The following is a 17,710-nucleotide window of genomic DNA, read 5'->3' as shown; positions in this document are numbered from 1 at the left end:
GCGGGCCTCTCAGGGGGCGACCTCTACAATCGAGGTCATGGAGGCCGAGTCGGGATCGCGCGTCGACGCATGAGCGCAGCCTCCCCCACCCTCCGGAGGGGTTCATCCCTTCGCGCCCGTGCACGCCAGGTCGCGACCGCGCTGGTGATCGGAGCGCTGACCGCCGCTGGAGCAGTCGGAGGCGGAGTCGCACCGGCGAACGCGGCGGAACCGACACTCTCCCACGCGGCGACCGCCGCCAGCGGTCTCGCAGCGACCATCACAGCCGACGGCGGCGGGGTGCTCAGTCCCGGCAAGGATCTGGGCGTGTCGATCACGGTCTCCAACCCGACCGACACCGCCTACGCCACCGGCACGGTAACGCTCTGGGCCGACCCGACCGCGCAGAAGGACCGCAAGGCCCTCGCCGCCTGGCTCACCGCGACCGACGCCGTCTCCGGCGCCGTCGACCTCGGTCAGGCTCAGCTGAACACGCTCGAACCGGGTTCGAGCACCGTCGTCCGGCTCGCGGTCCCGGCCGCGTCCGTCCCCTTCGCTGCACGCACGTCCTCGGCGGTCTTCGGGATCGGGGCATCGGTCCGTGCCGGATCCGCGGATGCGCAGGCGCGCGGTTCCGTGGTCTGGTATCCGGGCGGCACCGCGAAGCAGGCGAGCATCAACGTCGCGATGCCGATCGTCACCCCATCCGGATCGAGCGGGCTGATCGCCTCCGACGACCTCGCGACGTACACGGCGCCCAACGGCATCCTGACGCGCGAGCTCGACGGCCTGAACGGCCACACCACGGTGACCGTGGGGATCGACCCGATGATCATCGCGTCGATCCGTGCCCTGGGAAACGCTGCGCCACCGACCGCGGTCGAGTGGCTCGGGCGCCTGGCCGACCTCCCGAACGAAACCTTCTCGCTCGGTTACGCCGACGCGGACCTCGCCGGGCAGATCCAGGCCGGACTTCCCGCACCGCTCCAGCCCACCTCCCTCGCCTATGGGATCGACCCCAAGAACTTCACACCGACTCCCACTCCGGTCGGTGAGCCGTCCACCGCCAGCCCCACCCCGACACCCGGTGCCCTCACGCCGAGCCCGACTCCCACCGGGACACCCGGCCCGGTCGTCCCGACGATGGAGAAGCTGCTGGCCTGGGACTTCTCGCTCACCGGAATCGGCTGGCCCGGCGACAAGACCCTTCGTCACGCCGACCTCGGACCGCTTGCCGCCGCCGGCCTCGCCACCACCATCGTCTCCGGCAGCAACACCAACGCCGATGGGCTCGCGACGACGTCGAACGCTCCGGTCACCTCGGGCGGCAGTCGTCTCGTCGTATCCGACCAGGGCATCAGTGATGCTCTGCGCCAGGCGGTATCCGCACCCAGCGATGCGGCGTGGAACACCGCGATGTCGAAGGTCAACGCCCAGCTGGAACTCATCGGCCAGGAACCGGGGGACGCCCGGCGGATGCTCGTAGCGCTCGACCGTTCCTGGCCCTCCAGCGGGACGCAGCTCGAACGCACCCTGAACTCGCTGTTCTCGTCCCCCTGGTCCGCACCCGCGACGTTCCGCAGCATCGCGGACGCGCCGCAGACGCAGGGCCTGGACCTGGTCGACGCGCCGGAATCGGCGCAGCGCGTCGCCAGCATCCGGGCGCTGGTGCAGGACGAGGGCTCGCTCGGCCAGTTCGCGACGGTTCTGGACGACCCGACGCGCCTCACCGGACGCACGCGCGCCGACCTCCTCGCGCTCCTCGCCGTGTCGTGGCTGAACCCCCGGACCGACTGGACCGCCGCGGTCGCGAAGGAGGGGGCGACGACCTACCAGACACTCCACTCCATCCGCATCCTGCCCACGGAGAACGTCAACCTCGTCAGTGCGCAGGGGTCCATTCCCTTCACGGTGAGCAATGGGCTGGAGGGCGACGCCGTCACCATCGTGCTGACGGCGGCACCGTCAAACAGCCGGCTCGAGGTCGATCAGTCGACCACCAAGCGCATCCTCCAGGACTCCCGCGCGACGGTCCTCATCCCGGTCAAGGCGAAGGTGGGCAACGGCCAGGTCGTGCTCTCGCTCCATCTCTACAGCCCGACCGGCGTGCCCATCGGCGATCCGACCTCGGTGACGGTGGATGTGCACGCGGACTGGGAGGGCATCGGCGCCCTGATCTTCGGCGTCCTGCTGGTCCTGCTGTTCGGCTTCGGGATCGTGCGCAACATCCTCCGGCGCCGGTCGACGCGCGCGGAAGGCGAGGCGGAGGCGGCCGAGCCCGGAGAGGATGCGGACGCGGCCGCAGCCGTAACCCCGTCAGAGGGTTCCACCGCCGACGCCCCTGCAGCAGAGAGCCCGCCGGGGGAGGATCCCCGTGGCTAGCGTCGGGCGCGCGAGCGCCGTCCTCGCATCCGGAACCCTCGTCTCCCGCGTCCTCGGCTTCGCCAAGGCGTGGTTGCTCGTGCAGGCGATCGGCACGCTGACCTTCGCGGCGAACGCGTACGGCACGGCCACCATCGTGCCCAACAGCATCTACGCGATCATCGCTCAGGGCATCCTCAACGCCGTCCTGGTTCCCCAGATCGTGCGCGCGTCCATCAACCCCGACGGCGGCCGTGCCTACATCAACAAGCTCGTCACGCTCGGGATGGTGGTCTTCGCTGTCGTGGCCGTGGTGGCGACCTTCCTCTCACCCGCACTCGTCGCGCTGTTCGGCCTTCGCGGCGAGCAGGCGCAACTCGCGACCGCGTTCGCGTACTGGTCGCTTCCGCAGATCTTCTTCCTGGGCCTCTACACACTGCTCGGGGAAGTCCTGAACGCCCGCAAGTCGTTCGGCCCCTTCACGTGGGCGCCCGTCGTGAACAACGTCGTCGCCATCGCGATGCTGACCGCGTTCATCCTGCTCTTCGGCGCCGCGTCGACCGGACACGTGCACAACGACTGGTCCTTCGGGATGGTCGCCCTGCTCGCCGGCGGAGCGACCCTCGGCGTCGCTGTCCAGGCGATCATCCTGTTCGTCTTCTGGCGCCGGGTCGGACTCCGGTTCCGCCTCGACTTCGGGTGGCGCGGCGTCAACCTGGGAACGGCGGGGAAGGCGGCCGGCTGGACATTCGCGATGCTGATCGCGACGCAGGTCGCGGGGCTGGTCGAGACGAACGTGTCGAACTCGGCCGGCGAGGGCTTCGCGGGCCCGTTCGTCATGCAGAACGCCTGGCTGATCTTCATGCTCCCGCACGGCATCATCGCGGTCTCCATCGTCACGGCGTACTACACGCGGATGGCGGAGCACGCGCACCGCGGGTCGGTCACCGAGTTCCGCCAGGACTTCTCGTCGGCGGCACGCTCGATCATGTTCCTCATCGTCTTCTCGTCGGCCGCCCTCATCGTCACCGCGTTCCCGATCGCGCGTGTGTTCACCCCCGACTATCAGTCGATGGGACTCGTGCTCGTCGCCTATCTCGTCGGCCTGGTGCCCTTCTCGCTCGTCTTCATGGCTCAGCGCGCCTTCTACTCCCTGGGCGACACCCGGACGCCGTTCTTCTTCACGCTCGCGCAGGTCGCGGTCATCGTCGTCGGCGTCCTCATCTGCTTCGCCGTTCCTCCCACCACCCGTGCGGCCGCCGTCGCTCTGGTCGTGTCGCTGGCGAGCGTCGTCCAAGCTGTCCTCGCATTCGCCCTCCTGCGCCGCCGCACCGGGGGAGTGGATGGCGGACGCATCCTGGGTTCGCTGTGGCGCTTCGTCGTCGCCGGATTGGCCGCAATGGCCGCAGGAGGCGGCTTCCTCGTCATCCTCGGCGGGGTAGAGAAGGGTGCCTTCCCGGTCAGCGGTCCGATCGCCGCGATCGTCGCCACGGCCGTCGTCAGCGTGGTGATGCTGGTCGTCTATGTCGGCTTCCTCGGGATGCTGCGATCGCCCGACCTGGAGAACGGGCTGGCGCCCATTCTGAACCGCGCCGCAGGGCGTTCTCGCACACCCAGGTGACACGGAATAGCATCCGCCTAGGATGTGTTCTACAGGTCGACACCTCCAGACGAAGGTGTCGTGATCAGGTCAAGGAGTTCCGCTGTGCGGCAGATCATCATCATCGGTTCCGGCCCTGCCGGTTACACCGCGGCCGTCTATGCGGCCCGCGCCAACCTCAAGCCGCTGCTGATCGCCTCCTCGGTCGAGGCCGGCGGCGAGCTGATGAACACGACAGAGGTCGAGAACTTCCCGGGCTTCCCGGACGCGGTCATGGGACCGGACCTCATGTTCAAGATGCAGGCGCAGGCCGAGAAGTTCGGCACCGAGATCGTCCTCGACGACGTCGTGTCGGTCGACCTGACCAGCGAGGTCAAGAAGGTCACGCTCGGCTCCGGTGCCGTCCACGAGGCACTCGCGGTGATCTTCGCGACCGGTTCGGCCTACCGCAAGCTCGGCCTGGAGGACGAAGAGCGTCTGTCCGGCCACGGCGTCTCCTGGTGCGCCACCTGTGACGGATTCTTCTTCCGCCAGCGCACGATCGCCGTCGTCGGCGGTGGCGACTCCGCGATGGAAGAGGCCACGTTCCTCACCCGCTTCGCCGACAAGGTGTACATCATCCACCGTCGCGACTCCCTCCGCGCCTCCAAGATCATGCAGGAGCGCGCCTTCGCCAACGACAAGATCGAGTTCATCTGGAACTCGGAGGTCATCGGCATCGGTGGAGACGAGCAGGTGCAGGATGTGAAGCTGCGCAATCTCGTCACCGGCGAGGAGAGCGAGCTGCACCTGCAGGGCCTGTTCATCGCGATCGGCAACGACCCGCGCGTGCACCTCGTCCATGGTCAGCTCGACCTGACCGCCGAGGGCACCATCGCCGTCGATGGTCGCAGCTCCAAGACGAACCTGCCGGGCGTCTTCGCCGCAGGCGACGTCATCGACCCCACTTACCGTCAGGCGGTCACCGCCGCGGCGTCCGGGACGGTTGCCGCCCTCGACGCGGAGCACTACCTCACTACGCTCCCTAAGGACCTGCTGGACCGCGCGGCGGATGGCGCATCCAGCGATCTCGAACTCACGACCACCGCATAAGGAGAACAACAACATGTCAGCAGCACGTTCGGTCACGGACGCCAGCTTCGAGCAGGACGTCCTCAACAGCGAGAAGACCATCCTCGTGGACTTCTGGGCCGAGTGGTGTGGTCCCTGTCGCGCCGTAGGCCCGATCCTCGACCAGATCGCCTCCGAGCACGCCGACAAGATCGAGATCGTCAAGCTCAACGTCGACGAGAACCCGCAGACCGCGGCGAAGTACCAGATCACTTCCATCCCCGCGATGAAGGTGTACCAGGGTGGCGAGGTCGTCAAGACCGTCATCGGTGCCAAGCCGAAGCCGGCCCTCGAGGCCGACCTGGCCGCCTACATCGCGTAGCGCGACCCGTCCCTCTTCAGACCCGTCCGTCGCTCACCCGCCGGGCGGGTCTTTTTCGTACCCGGAAGGGCGCACCGATTTACGCCTCGGTGCGCCGCCCCCATAGCATGGCTGAACGGCAGAGAAACGGAACTCACACGTGATCGAACAGGGCACTCCGCAGCAGCGGGGCAACAATCTGGACCCGTGGTATCACCACTACGCGCAGCGCACGAGCGGCCTGGCCGCCAGTGAGGTCCGAGCCCTGTTCGCCGTCGCCAGCCGCCCTGAGGTGGTCTCGCTGGCAGGCGGCATGCCGTACGTTGCGGCCCTGCCGCAAGATCTCGTCGTCGGCGCGATGGACCGCGTCATGCACGAGAGGGGAGCGGTCGCGCTCCAGTACGGCTCCGGCCAGGGTGTTCCTCAGTTGCGCGAGCAGATCCTCGACGTCATGGCGCTCGAGGGGATCAGCGGCAGCGCGGATGACGTCGTCATCACGACGGGGTCGCAGCACGCGCTGGAACTGTTCAGCAAGCTCTTCATCGACCCGGGTGACGTCGTCCTCGCCGAGGGGCCGAGCTATGTCACCGCGATGGTCATCTTCAAGTCGTATCAGGCCGAAGTCGACCACGTCCCGATGGACGAGCACGGTCTCATCCCCGAGGCCCTGCGTGAACACATCGCGCGGCTGAAGGCGGCGGGACGCCGCGTGAAGTTCCTCTACACGGTGCCGACCTTCCACAATCCGGCCGGCGTGACCCTCACCTGGGAGCGGCGCCTCGAGATCCTCGAGATCGCGCGCCAGAACGACATCCTGGTGCTGGAGGACAACCCGTACGGCCTGCTGTACTTCGAGGACAAGCCGCCCGCCGCGATGCGATCTGTCGAGAAGGACGGCGTCGTCTATCTAGGCACCTTCTCCAAGACGCTCGCCCCCGGCTTCCGGGTCGGCTGGGCACTCGCCCCGCACGCTATTCGCGAGAAGCTCATCCTCGCCAACGAGGCTGCGGTCCTGAGCCCGAGCTCCTTCAGCCAGCTGGTCATCTCCGAGTACCTGCAGGATGCGGACTGGCGCGCGCAGATCGACACCTTCCGCGGTGTTTACCGGGAGCGGAAGGAGGCGATGATCTCCGCGCTCAACGAGTACCTGCCGGAACTCAGCTGGACGGACCCGAACGGCGGGTTCTACGTGTGGCTCACCCTGCCGCCGCACCTCGACTCCAAAGCCATGCTGCCGCGCGCGGTGACGGAGCTCGTCGCGTATACGCCCGGCACCGCGTTCTACGCGGACGGGTCCGGCGCGCACAACATCCGCCTCTCGTTCTGCTACCCCACACCCGAGAACATCAAGGTCGGCGTGCGCCGCCTGGCCAATGTCATCGGCGGCGAGCAGGACCTGCTCGACACCTTCGCCGGCACCGGCCCGTTGGATGCGGGACGTCGCCGCAGCCAGACGAGCGCCAACCCTCCCACCGACCTCCGATAGGCGAGAAAGACCTGGTCATGGCCGAAAAAGACACACTCGACATCGTGGTTCTCGCGGGCGGGATCTCCCACGAGCGCGACGTCTCTCTGCGCAGCGGACGCCGCGTGGCCGATGGCCTGAACGCGCTGGGCCACCGGGTGACCGTGCGCGATCCGGACGCTTCGCTGCTCGCGTTCCTCGGCGACACCCGTCCGGACGTGGTCTGGCCCGCACTCCACGGTGCGAGCGGTGAGGACGGCGCGCTTCGGGGACTGCTGGAGATCACCGGAGTGCCTTTCGTCGGCTCTCGCGCCGATGCATCAAGGCTCGCCTGGTCCAAGCCGACCGCGAAGACCGTCGTGGAACGCGCCGGCGTAGCGACGCCCGCGTCTGTGACCCTGCCCCAGGAGACCTTCCGTGAGCTCGGGGCGGGAAGCGTTCTGTCGACCGTCCTCGGCGGACTCGAACTGCCCGTGGTCGTGAAGCCTGCACATGGAGGCTCCGCCCAGGGCGTGACCATCGTGACGACTGCCGAGGAGCTGCCGCGCGCGATGGTGGATGCGTACACCTACTCGGATGTGGCGCTGATCGAGCGGAAGGTGGAAGGGGTCGAGGTCTCCGTCGCGGTGGTCGACACCGGCGACGGCCCTGAAGCGCTGCCCGCCGTCGAGATCGAGCCGGTCGACGGCGCTTACACGTTCGACGCGCGGTACAACGCGGGGGAGACCCGGTTCTACGTGCCCGCCCGGCTCGACGAGGCGGTCGGCGCAGCCGTCGCCGAGGCCGCTGTTGCCGCTCACAAGGCGCTGGGCCTGCGGCATCTGTCCCGCATCGACCTCATCGTGGACGCCTCGGGGACTCCCTGGTTCCTCGAGGCCAACGTGCTCCCCGGGCTCACGGAGACCTCCATCATGCCTCAGGCGATCACGGCGTCCGGCCGCGAGGCCGGGGGCGTCTATGCCGCCCTCGCTCTGGCAGCCATCGCCGACGCCTGACCGGATCCGGCCCGCTCAGCTGTAGCTGGGCTGCCCCAACTCGTCCAGGATGCGGTTGAGGTCCTGAATCGTTGCGAAGTCGACCACGATCTGACCTTTGCGGGCCCCGAGCGAGATCTTCACCCGAGTGTTCAGGCGGTCACCGAGGTGACCGGCGATTTCGTCGAGGTGCCCCCGGTGCCGTCCCGGCGTTGCCTTGGTCCGCGCCGGCTTGGGCGTCTTGCTGGCCGCCGCCTCCGCAGCACGCACGGACAGGTCCTCGTTGACGATCTTGTCCGCCAGGCGGATCATCGCCTCCTGGTCGTCCGCCAGCGAGAGGATGGCGCGGGCGTGGCCGGCGCTGAGAACGCCGGCGGCCACACGCGCCTGGACCACGGCGGGGAGCTTGAGGAGACGGATCGTGTTCGTGATCTGCGGACGGGAACGTCCGATGCGGTTTGCCAGTTCCTCCTGCGTGATCCCGAAGTCGGCGAGCAGCTGCTGGTAGGCCGATGCCTCTTCGAGCGGGTTGAGCTGGCTGCGGTGGAGGTTCTCGAGGAGCGCATCCCGCAGCATGTCCTCGTCAGCCGTGTCCTTGACGACTGCCGGGATGGTCTCGAGGCCGAGCTCCTTCGTCGCCCGGAGGCGACGCTCGCCCATGATCAGTTCGTAGCGGCCGGGCTCATCGGGGAGGGGCCGCACGACGACGGGCTGGAGAACGCCGACCTCGCGGATGCTGGCGACCAGCTCATCGAGAGCGTCGCGATCGAACTCCGTGCGGGGCTGCACGCGGTTCGGGACGATGTCGTCCGGGGCGATGTTCGCCAGGCGTGCACCAGGGACCGCGACCAGGTCGTCCGGGCGCTCCGCCAGGGCTGTTGCCGTGCCCCCGCCGGAGTTGTCCGGGAAGAACACGTCCACCGGACGGCTCGCCTGGTCGCTGGTGGGGATGAGCGCGCCGATGCCGCGGCCCAGTCCGGTTCGCTTCGCTGCCATTAGCGGGGTACTCCTCTTCGTGCGATCTCAGCGGCCGCCTCCATATAGGAGAGCGATCCGCTCGAGTTGGTGTCGTAGCTGATGACGCTCTGTCCGTAGCTCGGTGCCTCCGAGATACGAACCGAGCGGGGGATGATCGTGTCGAGGACTTCGTTAGGGAAGTGCTCCCGCACATCCGCCGCGACCTGGTGGGCCAGATTGGTGCGGGAGTCGTACATCGTCAGCAGGATGGTGGATACCTGCAGCTTGGGATTGAGGTGACGCTCGATGAGCTGGATGTTCTTCAGCAACTGACTGAGGCCCTCGAGCGCGTAGTACTCGCACTGGATCGGGATCAAGACCTCGCTGGCCGCCACGAAAGCGTTGATCGTGAGCAGTCCGAGCGAGGGTGGGCAGTCGATCAGCACGTAGTCGATGTCGTACTCGTCGAGGAAACGGCCGAGCGCGCGGGACAAGCGCTGTTCGCGGGCCACCATCGACACGAGTTCGATTTCCGCTCCAGCCAGGTCGATCGTTGCCGGAACCACGAAGAGGCCATCGAATTCGGGGCTTTTCTGGATGACTTCATCGACCTCACGGTCGTTGACCACGACGTCGTAGACACTCGGTGTGCCCTCGCGGTGCTCCACGCTCAGCGCGGTGGATGCATTGCCCTGCGGATCGAGGTCGATGACCAGCACGCGCGCACCCGACTTGGCGAGCGCTGCACTCAGATTTACGACTGTCGTCGTCTTACCGACGCCGCCCTTTTGGTTGGAGATCGTGAAGATGCGGGTGCGAGAGGGGAGGGGGAGGGTCGTTTCCGCGATCACCTGCCGGCGGCGAGCAAGATCCGCGAGCTCTTGAGCCAGGGGAGTGGTCCCGTCGAATGCCGTGGATGCTGCTTCGGGTTCCATACCGTCCTCGATCTCACCTACTCCGCCGCGCTCGTCCTGGTGGGGTTGTTTCACGTGAAACCTCGTCGCTCAATGGTGCTTCGCACCGGCCTACCGTCGGTCGTCGGCACACCCGCAGCGCACCCGTCAACAACTCTAACTCGGATGTCCGACGCTCCTTGCGCGGCGCGCACGTCGTGGTTCGGGATGCGTAATCTCCCAGGGTGAGCTGGGCGTCGCGACGCCGTGTCTGTCACGTGCTGAACCGGGTGAGGGCGACTGTTTCACGTGAAACACTTGACCGGGGTCGTGGTCGATGGGGAGGCGATCGCGCGGGCGCGCGGGTATGAGCTGATGATTCTGCGGGCGAGTTCGCGCGCGGTGCGCGATGTCAGAAGCCACGGTGTCGCGGATCACACCACGGCGCACTGAGCCCCCGGTTTCACGTGAAACGCCGCAACTCGATCCGCGAGTGTTTGCCGGGCGCACAGGCGCCGAGGTCGGGGGGCAAGCGGCCCAGCGGAATGTGTGCGCTCCTGGACGGGAGGCAATCACCCCCGTCGCAGACCTTGGTGACCGCGACTTCTGGAGCGTTGGGTCGAATATCAGCCGGTTCGATCGTAGGTAACAGCTACCCATACGTCGGCGATCGTCGAAGCGCCGATTTTAGGGGAGCGCGAAACAGTGCCATGAGGGGAAGCTCCACTGGGGGAGCAGGCACTCGCACTGCTGCGGCCGAAGAGCCGCAACACCGGGCTCGCGCGCGAAAGCCCGCTGCGGGCGACATGCGTATGACAGCGCGCGCCCGAACTACGCGTGTTTGCCGGGAACCCGTAGGAGGTTGACCCGACGTTTCACGTGAAATGGTGACCCGGTGACTCGCTACCAGGAGATCAGATCCGAGGCAGCCCTGGAAAAGGGCTGCAGCCGTACGTCGCTATAGCAATGTCGCGGCCGTTTCACGTGAAACGTGCATGGACGCGTCGAGGTCCGCCAGGGTCCAGGCCCAGAGCAGTTCGGACAGTTCTGGAATACCCGCCTGACACCGCAGACCCCGCGCGTGCTGATGTACGCACCTCGCGCGGAGCACTTCTTCGGCCGACCCCCTGAGGACGGGAGTATCTCGCGCACCGCGCAGCACCTGCATCCATGATGCGGAACACTCGACGCTTCGCAGCGCCAACAGCCCGCCACGCTACGAACGCGGGGTCCATTCCTACACTGGCACCCGTCGAGCGGACCAGCGCTTCATCGGATGGGTTCCCGGCGCCGGCGCTCGGATGTTCAGTGGCGCGAGTTCTAGCACACCACCCCGGCTCAGGAAGCACGGAACACTTCGGCCGCCTCCAATCAACGAATGGTCGCGCCCTCGGGAGTGCGACTATGCGATCCGATGTGGCGCTCCGCGGCAAGCGTGGTCGAAAACCGGCTTCTTCGGGGACAGACTGCCCGCAAGTCAGCGAACTCGGTTCGTCTCAGTCGAGCGCACGATGGCTCCCACGCAAGCGAAGCCGTGTATCCGCTTGCGTCAGAGCGATCCTTAGCAGTCTCAGGATGTCCTGCGACTACTGGACGGTGGCGCGAATGACACGGGTGACCTCTGTCAGTAGACCCTCGCCGAGCGTCAGGACCTCGATATCGTGCACTCGGAAGCGACGGATCTCCTTGGCCGCGGCCTCGACCTCGGCCGGCGCGCCCGCTCCCTTCATGAGAACCAGCTCGCCGCCGTCGCGCAGCAGGGGAGCGGTGAGGGGGAGCAGCTTGCGGAAGGCGCTGACCGCGCGTGCCGTCACCTGATCCAGGAGTGCGTCCAGACGTACATCTTCGGCGCGAGCCCGAACAACCGAGACGTTCGCCAGCTCGAGCTCGTCAACCTGCTCGTTCAGCCACGCAACCCGCCGCTCCATCGGCTCGATCAGCACGAAGGAGACATCCGGTCTGGCGATCGCGAGGACGAGCCCAGGGAGGCCGGCTCCGCTGCCGACATCACCCACGACGCCGGGACGTAGCAGCGGCGCCACAACAGCGCAATTGAGGATGTGGCGCGTCCACAAGCGGGGGAGTTCCAGGGGCCCGATCAGTCCACGCTCTTCCCCCTGATCACTGAGGTTGCGCGCGAACTCCCGAGCCTGTTCGATCCGGTCCCCGAAAAGCGTGAGCGCCGCGCTGGGTTCGGTCTCGACGTCGGTCACAGTTTCACGTGAAACTACGCGGCCGTGATGACCGTGTGCCGGTCGCGTCCCTCGCCGTGCGAAGTCGACACATACCCGCGCTCGGAGACGATGTCGTGGACGATCTTGCGCTCGTACGACGACATCGGCGGCAGAGCAGCCTCAGCGGCACCTTCGTCGAGACGCGCGATCGCACGCTCCACCAGACGACCGAGTTCCGCCTGACGCGCGTCACGCGAGCCGGCGATGTCGAGGATGAGGCGCGAATAGGCACCGGTCTGGTTCTGCACGGCAAGGCGGGTGAGTTCCTGCAGGGCCGCAACAGTGTCGGCCTTGGCGAGCATCGCCAGATTCGAACCGTCCTCGGCGTTCACCGAGATGTAGGCGCGCCCGTTGCGGGTGTCGATGTCGATGTCCCCGTCGATGTCGGCGATGTCGAGAAGCTCCTCGATGTAGTCCGCGGCGATGTCGCCCTCACGATCGAGGTCTGCTGGCTCCTGGGGCTCGGCACCCTCAGCGACGGCAACGTCGTCCGAGACGTCGACGGGATCGGGGGAGGAGGTCTGCACGTCGGTCATCGTTGAAGGTCCTTACTACTTTCCAGCTTGCTTCTTCGCGCGGGCCTTGCTCACCGGCTGCACCCGCTGCACGACCTGCTTCGGCTGCTCCTCAACGGTCAGCACGGTCGAGCCGTCGGCCTGGACGAGCTTGCCCTTCTTCGCCAGGCGCGCCTCGCGGGCCTTGGCCGCGTCCGAACCGGGAGTCGGCATGTTGCGGATGACCAGGAACTGCTGACCCATGGTCCACAGGTTCGAGGTGAGCCAGTAGAACATGACACCGAGCGGGAAGGCGAAGCCCGAGAAGAGGAAGACGAAGGGGAGCAAATAAAGCAGGATGCGCTGCTGCTTGAACTGGGGGCTCGCCTTGGTCTCCGGCGACATGTTCTTCGAGACGATCTGCAGCTGGGTGAGGAACTGCGATCCCGTCATCAGCACAACCATAACGGCTGCTATCACCATGACGGCGACCTGCGGCGGGTGCGCGTTCAGCGCGCCCTGGAAGCTCTGGTGCAGGGGAGCGACGCCGAACAGCGTCGCATTTCCGAACTGCTGCGCGAGCTGCTCGTTGAGGGGACCGACACCGGCGTGGCCGCCCTGTGCGCCGTTGAGCACCTGGAACAGCGAGAAGAACACCGGCATCTGGAGCAGCAGCGGGAGGCACGAACTGAGCGGGTTGGTACCCGTCTTCTTGTAGAGGTCCATGGTCTCGCGCGACATCGCCTCGCGGGAGAACTGGTCCTTCTTGCCCTTGTACTTGTCCTGGATCTTCTTCAGCTGCGGCGCGATCTCCAGCATCCGCCTCTGGTTCTTGATCTGCCGCACGAAGATCGGGATCAGCGCGGCCCGCACGACGACCGTGAGTCCCACGATCGCCAGAACCCAGGTGATGCCGGCCGCCGGGTCGAGTCCCATCTGCGTGAACAGCCAGTGGAAGGCGACGAGGATCAGCTCCACGACCCACTTGATGGGCCAGAGGATGGTACCGATGATGTCCATGTGTTGTAGCTAGGCCCTTCCGTGGCTGATGAAGCTGTCGTTGCGTGCGGCGACCACGAACCCGAAGGGAGTGACCCTGTACCGCGGCGCCTTCGCCGGCGGAACGTCGTCGACCCCGCCGGCCGCCCACGGGTGGCAACGGGCGATACGTCGGATGCCGAGGTACGAGCCCACGATCACTCCATGCTGCTGGATGGCCTGGAGTGTGTAGGCGGAACACGACGGGTAGTACCGGCACACGTCGCCGTAGAGGGGCGAGATCACCGCGCGATACGCGCGCAGCACCAGCACGGCCGCATTCCGCGGTGCGAGGAGCACTGCTGCGAGCGCGGTGTTCATGGACTGACGCTGCCCTTACTGGTGTGACTGCGGCTGGTGAGGCGGGCCGAGGCCCGGAGAAGCTCTTCGTGCAGGCTAGCCCACGGTGCTTGAGCGGAGGCTGGCAATGCACGCACGACCACATCCACCCCCGCGTCGCCCGGTGAACCAGGAGAGAACCGGGGGAGGAGCTCGTAGGCGGCCGCCTTGAGCCGGCGCCGGACGAGGTTGCGACGGACGGCATTGCCGACCGACTTGCTCACGATAAAGCCGAATCGCACCACGCTGGAGTCGGGGTTCGGACGGATGTACGTGACGGTGGACGCTCCGGTGGAGCGAGAACCGCGACGCACGGTCGCCCGATAGTCCGCCCCCCGCGTGATGCGATTGGCTTTCGCGAGCACCGGAGCGGCTAGGCCGAGAGCGTCTCGCGACCCTTGCGGCGACGGGCCGCGAGGATCGCCCGGCCTGCGCGGGTGCGCATCCGGAGGCGGAAACCGTGGGTCTTCGCGCGCTTGCGGTTGTTCGGCTGGAACGTTCTCTTGCTCATATCTATCTCCGTGTGGGTGATCTCTTCACAGGCCGGTGCCGAGAGGAATCGGCCAGCACCGAACGCCAGGAAAGTTTCAGGGCAGCCCGAACGGCTGCAGACAACTGATTAAAACTACGGCCTCGGCAGGGATCAGGTCAAACCGATCGAGTTAAATCCACTGATTATGCACGGTATTGGCAGGGAAGACCGGTCCGACGCGCCGTCATATGCCCCCGATCGGATTTGATCGGGGTTCTGTGGACAAGTTACCGTGAGGTCGAAAGTTATCCCCAGGCCATGCCAATTCTGGCCGGAGATCGCTACGGTATTTCTCACACAGCGGTGGATAACTCTGTGAATACCCACCGGCGGCATCCGAAGCCGCCAACCCGACGAAAGTCATCGGGGGTCGACGTGTCCCCTCGTCGGGCTGACGGCATCCGCAATACAGACGAAGACGGGGAACGATGGCAGGCGGCGAAGAGTCCATAGCTGCGGCGTGGCAGGACGTGCTCGGCAAGCTCGAGACGGACGATCGGATCACCCCGCAGCTCTACGGCTTCCTCAGCCTGGTGGAACCCAAGGGCATCATGGCCGGCACCTTCTACCTGGAGGTCCCCAACGAGTTCACCCGCGGGATGATCGAACAGCGCAGCCGGCTGCCGCTGCTGAACGCGATCGGCGCCCTCGACGATGCACTGTCGGTGAACACCTTCGCGATCGTGGTCAACCCGGAGATCCAGCAGGAGACCATGTCCGGTCCGTCGCCGGAATCCGAACCGACGCCGAGCTACTCCGAGCAGGTCGCTCCGATGGTTCCGGCGCCCACCGAAATCACCGCACCGCCGCGGGGCGGCGACACCCGTCTCAACGCCAAGTACAGCTTCGACAACTTCGTCATCGGTCAGTCGAACCGCTTCGCCCACGCGGCCGCGGTCGCCGTGGCCGAAGCGCCGGCCAAGGCGTACAACCCCCTCTTCATCTACGGCGACTCGGGGCTCGGCAAGACCCACCTCCTGCACGCGATCGGCCACTATGCGATGAGCCTCTACCCGGGGATCCGCGTGCGTTACGTGTCGTCGGAGGAGTTCACCAACGACTTCATCAACTCGATCGCCAACAACCGGGGCTCCTCCTTCCAGGCGCGCTACCGCAACATCGACATCCTGCTGATCGACGACATCCAATTCCTGCAGCGCGCGGTGGAGACCCAGGAGGCCTTCTTCCACACCTTCAATACGCTGCACGACCACAACAAGCAGGTCGTGATCACCTCCGACCTGCCGCCGAAGCACCTCACGGGCTTCGAGGACCGGATGCGGTCGCGGTTCGAGTGGGGCCTGATCACCGACGTCCAGGTGCCCGACCTCGAGACCCGCATCGCGATCCTCCGCAAGAAGGCCCAGAGCGAGAAGATCCAGGTTCCCGACGACATCCTCGAGTTCATGGCGTCGAAGGTGTCGAGCAACATCCGCGAGTTGGAGGGCACGCTCATCCGCGTCACCGCCTTCGCCAGCCTGAACCGCACTCCGGTGGACATGCCGCTCGTACAGACGGTGCTGAAGGACCTGATCACGCTCGACGACGACAACGTGATCGCGCCGACGGACATCATCACCAACACGGCGGAGTACTTCAAGCTCAGTGTCGACGACCTCTATGGTTCCAGTCGTTCGCAGGCCGTCGCCACCGCACGCCAGATCGCGATGTACCTGTGCCGCGAGCTGACCAACCTGTCGCTCCCGAAGATCGGTCAGCTCTTCGGCGGCCGGGACCACACCACGGTCATGTACGCGAACAAGAAGATCAGCGAGCTCATGAAGGAGCGCCGCTCGATCTACAACCAGGTCACAGAGCTGACCAGCCGGATCAAGCAGAATCACCGCTACGGCAAGTAGCGACACGCACTTCTAGCGCAGAACTTATCCACATATCCATCCCCAGAGTGGGGACAAAGCGTTATTAACACGTGTGGATAACTTGTGGAAAGGCTCCGGAGAACGACACGTTTAATGGGGACGGAATTCGCGAGCCTGTGAAAAGCGACCATCGACACCGCCAGCCCTCGATCGTTGTGAACAGGCCGAATCCTCAGGCCATCAACATGTCACCGGGGTGTAGTTCCCAGTGCTCGGCTGGAGTCCACCGAGTTATCCACAGTTTCCACAGCGGTTAACACGATTACTTCTTAACTCTTCTCATAGGGCGCAGACGACAACCTGATGCGCAGCCCGGCCCCTCCGCTTCCGCGTCACAGGCCAGGCGCTAGGATTTGTGACGTCCGTTATCCGTGAGTCCGACAGAGGTGACTTCGTGAAGTTCCAAGCCAATCGGGATGTGTTCAGCGAGGCCGTCTCCTTCGCGGTGAAGCTTCTTCCGCAGCGGACGACCCTGCCCATCCTGAGTGGTGTGCTGATCGAGACCACCGAGACCGGACTTCAGCTGTCATCGTTCGACTACGAGGTCTCGGCTCAGACCGAGATCGCTGCCGAGGTCGAAGAGCCGGGTCGCGTGCTCGTCTCGGGCCGTCTCCTCGCGGAGATCGCCTCCAAGCTGCCGAACGCACCCGTGCAGTTCTCCACGGAGGAGTCCAAGATCGTCGTGCGGGCGGGGTCGGCGAACTTCACGCTGCTCTCCATGCCCGTCGAGGAATATCCGAGCATCCCGCAGGTCAGTGCTGACGCCGGACTCGTACCGGCCGAAGAATTCGCTCAGGCGGTCGCACAGGTCGGTGTCGCCGCGTCCCGCGACGACGTGACGCCCGTGATCACCGGCGTGCAGCTCGAGGTCGGGAACAACACGCTCGGTCTGGTCGCGACGGACCGCTATCGCGTCGCGGTCCGCGAGATCGACTGGGACAACGGCACGACAGCCGGCGAACCGGTGACCGCGCTCGTGCCCGCACGCACCCTGACGGAGATCGGGAAGACCTTCGGTCACAGCGGCAACGTGTCGATCTCGATCACGAACCGCGACGACCGTGAGCTCATCGCCTTCACCGCCGACAGGAAGACGGTGACGTCGCTCCTGATCAAGGGCAACTTCCCGCCCGTCCGACGGCTGTTCCCCGAGCAGGTCGACAACTACGCGGTCATCAACACCGCTGAGCTCATCGAGGCGACCCGCCGCGTCGCGCTCGTGCTGGAGCGCGAGGCCGCGCTCCGCTACACCTTCACCGCCGACGGACTGACGCTCGAAGCGATCGGCTCGGAGCAGGCGCAGGCATCCGAGAGCATCGACGCTCTTCTCACTGGCCAGGAGACGGTGGTTTCATTGAAGCCGCAGTTCCTGCTCGATGGTCTCGGTGCGGTGCACTCGGAATTCGTGCGCATCTCGTTCACCAAGACCGAGAACCCCAACAAGCCGGGGCCTGTGCTCATCACGAGTCAGACATCCAAGGATCAGGCGGGAGCGGACTCCTACAAGTACCTGCTCCAGCCGAACCTGCTCCTGCGCTAGTTCCCGGCGCCGC

General features: G+C 66.1%; 16 protein-coding genes. 8 read left to right on the top strand and 8 right to left on the bottom strand.

Annotated elements, in window-relative coordinates; genetic code table 11:
* Positions 1 to 69 precede the first annotated feature (69 nt).
* The 6 genes from QRN40_RS06875 (at position 70) to QRN40_RS06850 (ending at position 7,811) form a co-directional block, all read left to right on the top strand.
* Complete coding sequence (locus tag QRN40_RS06875) at positions 70 to 2,361, top strand: DUF6049 family protein (RefSeq protein ID WP_285114797.1); 2,292 nt, start codon at positions 70 to 72, stop codon at positions 2,359 to 2,361.
* A complete protein-coding gene (gene murJ, locus QRN40_RS06870; RefSeq protein ID WP_285114795.1) occupies positions 2,354 to 3,961 on the top strand; it encodes a murein biosynthesis integral membrane protein MurJ in 1,608 nt (535 codons plus the stop codon). Before QRN40_RS06875 ends, murJ begins: the two co-directional genes overlap by 8 nt.
* 84 nt (positions 3,962 to 4,045) lie before the next feature.
* On the top strand, positions 4,046 to 5,032 hold the full coding sequence (gene trxB / locus QRN40_RS06865) for a thioredoxin-disulfide reductase (protein WP_285114794.1): 987 nt from the start codon (positions 4,046 to 4,048) through the stop codon (positions 5,030 to 5,032).
* Between the two features lie 13 nt (positions 5,033 to 5,045).
* The gene (gene trxA, locus QRN40_RS06860; protein WP_285114792.1) at positions 5,046 to 5,372 is read left to right on the top strand and encodes a thioredoxin; all 327 of its coding nucleotides are present in this window, start codon (positions 5,046 to 5,048) and stop codon (positions 5,370 to 5,372) included.
* Positions 5,373 to 5,511: 139 nt separating this feature from the next.
* Entirely contained in the window at positions 5,512 to 6,837 is a 1,326-nt protein-coding gene (locus QRN40_RS06855) for an aminotransferase-like domain-containing protein (RefSeq protein WP_285114791.1), read from the top strand.
* A gap of 17 nt (positions 6,838 to 6,854) precedes the next feature.
* Positions 6,855 to 7,811 (top strand): D-alanine--D-alanine ligase family protein, encoded by a 957-nt coding sequence (locus tag QRN40_RS06850; protein WP_285114790.1) that lies wholly within the window; start codon positions 6,855 to 6,857, stop codon positions 7,809 to 7,811.
* Between the two features lie 15 nt (positions 7,812 to 7,826).
* Here QRN40_RS06850 and QRN40_RS06845 read toward each other — a convergent pair whose 3' ends face one another.
* The 8 genes from QRN40_RS06845 to rpmH form a co-directional block, all read right to left on the bottom strand.
* Entirely contained in the window at positions 7,827 to 8,786 is a 960-nt protein-coding gene (locus QRN40_RS06845) for a ParB/RepB/Spo0J family partition protein (protein WP_285114789.1), read from the bottom strand.
* Positions 8,786 to 9,682: a ParA family protein gene (locus QRN40_RS06840; RefSeq protein ID WP_285117454.1), complete on the bottom strand. Its 897-nt coding sequence runs from the start codon at positions 9,680 to 9,682 to the stop codon at positions 8,786 to 8,788. The genes QRN40_RS06845 and QRN40_RS06840 overlap by 1 nt, the downstream gene beginning before the upstream one ends.
* Before the next feature lie 1,544 nt (positions 9,683 to 11,226).
* Positions 11,227 to 11,853: a 16S rRNA (guanine(527)-N(7))-methyltransferase RsmG gene (gene rsmG, locus QRN40_RS06835; protein ID WP_285114788.1), complete on the bottom strand. Its 627-nt coding sequence runs from the start codon at positions 11,851 to 11,853 to the stop codon at positions 11,227 to 11,229.
* A 14-nt stretch (positions 11,854 to 11,867) separates the two neighbouring features.
* Complete coding sequence (locus tag QRN40_RS06830; RefSeq protein ID WP_285114787.1) at positions 11,868 to 12,410, bottom strand: Jag family protein; 543 nt, start codon at positions 12,408 to 12,410, stop codon at positions 11,868 to 11,870.
* A 15-nt stretch (positions 12,411 to 12,425) separates the two neighbouring features.
* Entirely contained in the window at positions 12,426 to 13,388 is a 963-nt protein-coding gene (yidC, locus tag QRN40_RS06825; RefSeq protein WP_285114786.1) for a membrane protein insertase YidC, read from the bottom strand.
* Positions 13,389 to 13,397: 9 nt separating this feature from the next.
* Entirely contained in the window at positions 13,398 to 13,727 is a 330-nt protein-coding gene (yidD, locus tag QRN40_RS06820; protein ID WP_285114785.1) for a membrane protein insertion efficiency factor YidD, read from the bottom strand.
* The gene (gene rnpA, locus QRN40_RS06815) at positions 13,724 to 14,110 is read right to left on the bottom strand and encodes a ribonuclease P protein component (protein WP_285114784.1); all 387 of its coding nucleotides are present in this window, start codon (positions 14,108 to 14,110) and stop codon (positions 13,724 to 13,726) included. The genes yidD and rnpA overlap by 4 nt, the downstream gene beginning before the upstream one ends.
* 8 nt (positions 14,111 to 14,118) lie before the next feature.
* Complete coding sequence (gene rpmH, locus QRN40_RS06810) at positions 14,119 to 14,256, bottom strand: 50S ribosomal protein L34 (RefSeq protein ID WP_090035555.1); 138 nt, start codon at positions 14,254 to 14,256, stop codon at positions 14,119 to 14,121.
* 449 nt (positions 14,257 to 14,705) lie between these two features.
* Here rpmH and dnaA point away from each other — a divergent pair, with 449 nt between their 5' ends.
* Together dnaA and dnaN are read left to right on the top strand one after the other, a co-directional pair.
* Positions 14,706 to 16,136: a chromosomal replication initiator protein DnaA gene (dnaA, locus tag QRN40_RS06805; protein WP_285114781.1), complete on the top strand. Its 1,431-nt coding sequence runs from the start codon at positions 14,706 to 14,708 to the stop codon at positions 16,134 to 16,136.
* 415 nt (positions 16,137 to 16,551) lie between these two features.
* Entirely contained in the window at positions 16,552 to 17,697 is a 1,146-nt protein-coding gene (gene dnaN / locus QRN40_RS06800) for a DNA polymerase III subunit beta (RefSeq protein ID WP_285114780.1), read from the top strand.
* Positions 17,698 to 17,710 lie beyond the last annotated feature (13 nt).

Origin of the sequence: Leifsonia sp. fls2-241-R2A-40a (genome assembly GCF_030209575.1) — a bacterium.
Taxonomy (GTDB): Bacteria; Actinomycetota; Actinomycetes; order Actinomycetales; family Microbacteriaceae; genus Leifsonia.
This window is presented reverse-complemented; position numbering and strand designations above follow the sequence as displayed.

Bases quoted from the DNA above. Each gene is read 5' to 3' on its own strand.
- dnaA (WP_285114781.1), top strand. From the start codon at position 14,706: ATGGCAGGCGGCGAAGAGTCCATAGCTGCGGCGTGGCAGGACGTGCTC.
- QRN40_RS06850 (WP_285114790.1), top strand. From the start codon at position 6,855: ATGGCCGAAAAAGACACACTCGACATCGTGGTTCTCGCGGGCGGGATC.
- QRN40_RS06875 (WP_285114797.1), top strand. From the start codon at position 70: ATGAGCGCAGCCTCCCCCACCCTCCGGAGGGGTTCATCCCTTCGCGCC.
- trxA (WP_285114792.1), top strand. From the start codon at position 5,046: ATGTCAGCAGCACGTTCGGTCACGGACGCCAGCTTCGAGCAGGACGTC.
- yidD (WP_285114785.1), bottom strand. From the start codon at position 13,727: ATGAACACCGCGCTCGCAGCAGTGCTCCTCGCACCGCGGAATGCGGCC.
- QRN40_RS06830 (WP_285114787.1), bottom strand. From the start codon at position 12,410: ATGACCGACGTGCAGACCTCCTCCCCCGATCCCGTCGACGTCTCGGAC.
- yidC (WP_285114786.1), bottom strand. From the start codon at position 13,388: ATGGACATCATCGGTACCATCCTCTGGCCCATCAAGTGGGTCGTGGAG.
- QRN40_RS06840 (WP_285117454.1), bottom strand. From the start codon at position 9,682: ATGGAACCCGAAGCAGCATCCACGGCATTCGACGGGACCACTCCCCTG.
- QRN40_RS06845 (WP_285114789.1), bottom strand. From the start codon at position 8,786: ATGGCAGCGAAGCGAACCGGACTGGGCCGCGGCATCGGCGCGCTCATC.
- rpmH (WP_090035555.1), bottom strand. From the start codon at position 14,256: ATGAGCAAGAGAACGTTCCAGCCGAACAACCGCAAGCGCGCGAAGACC.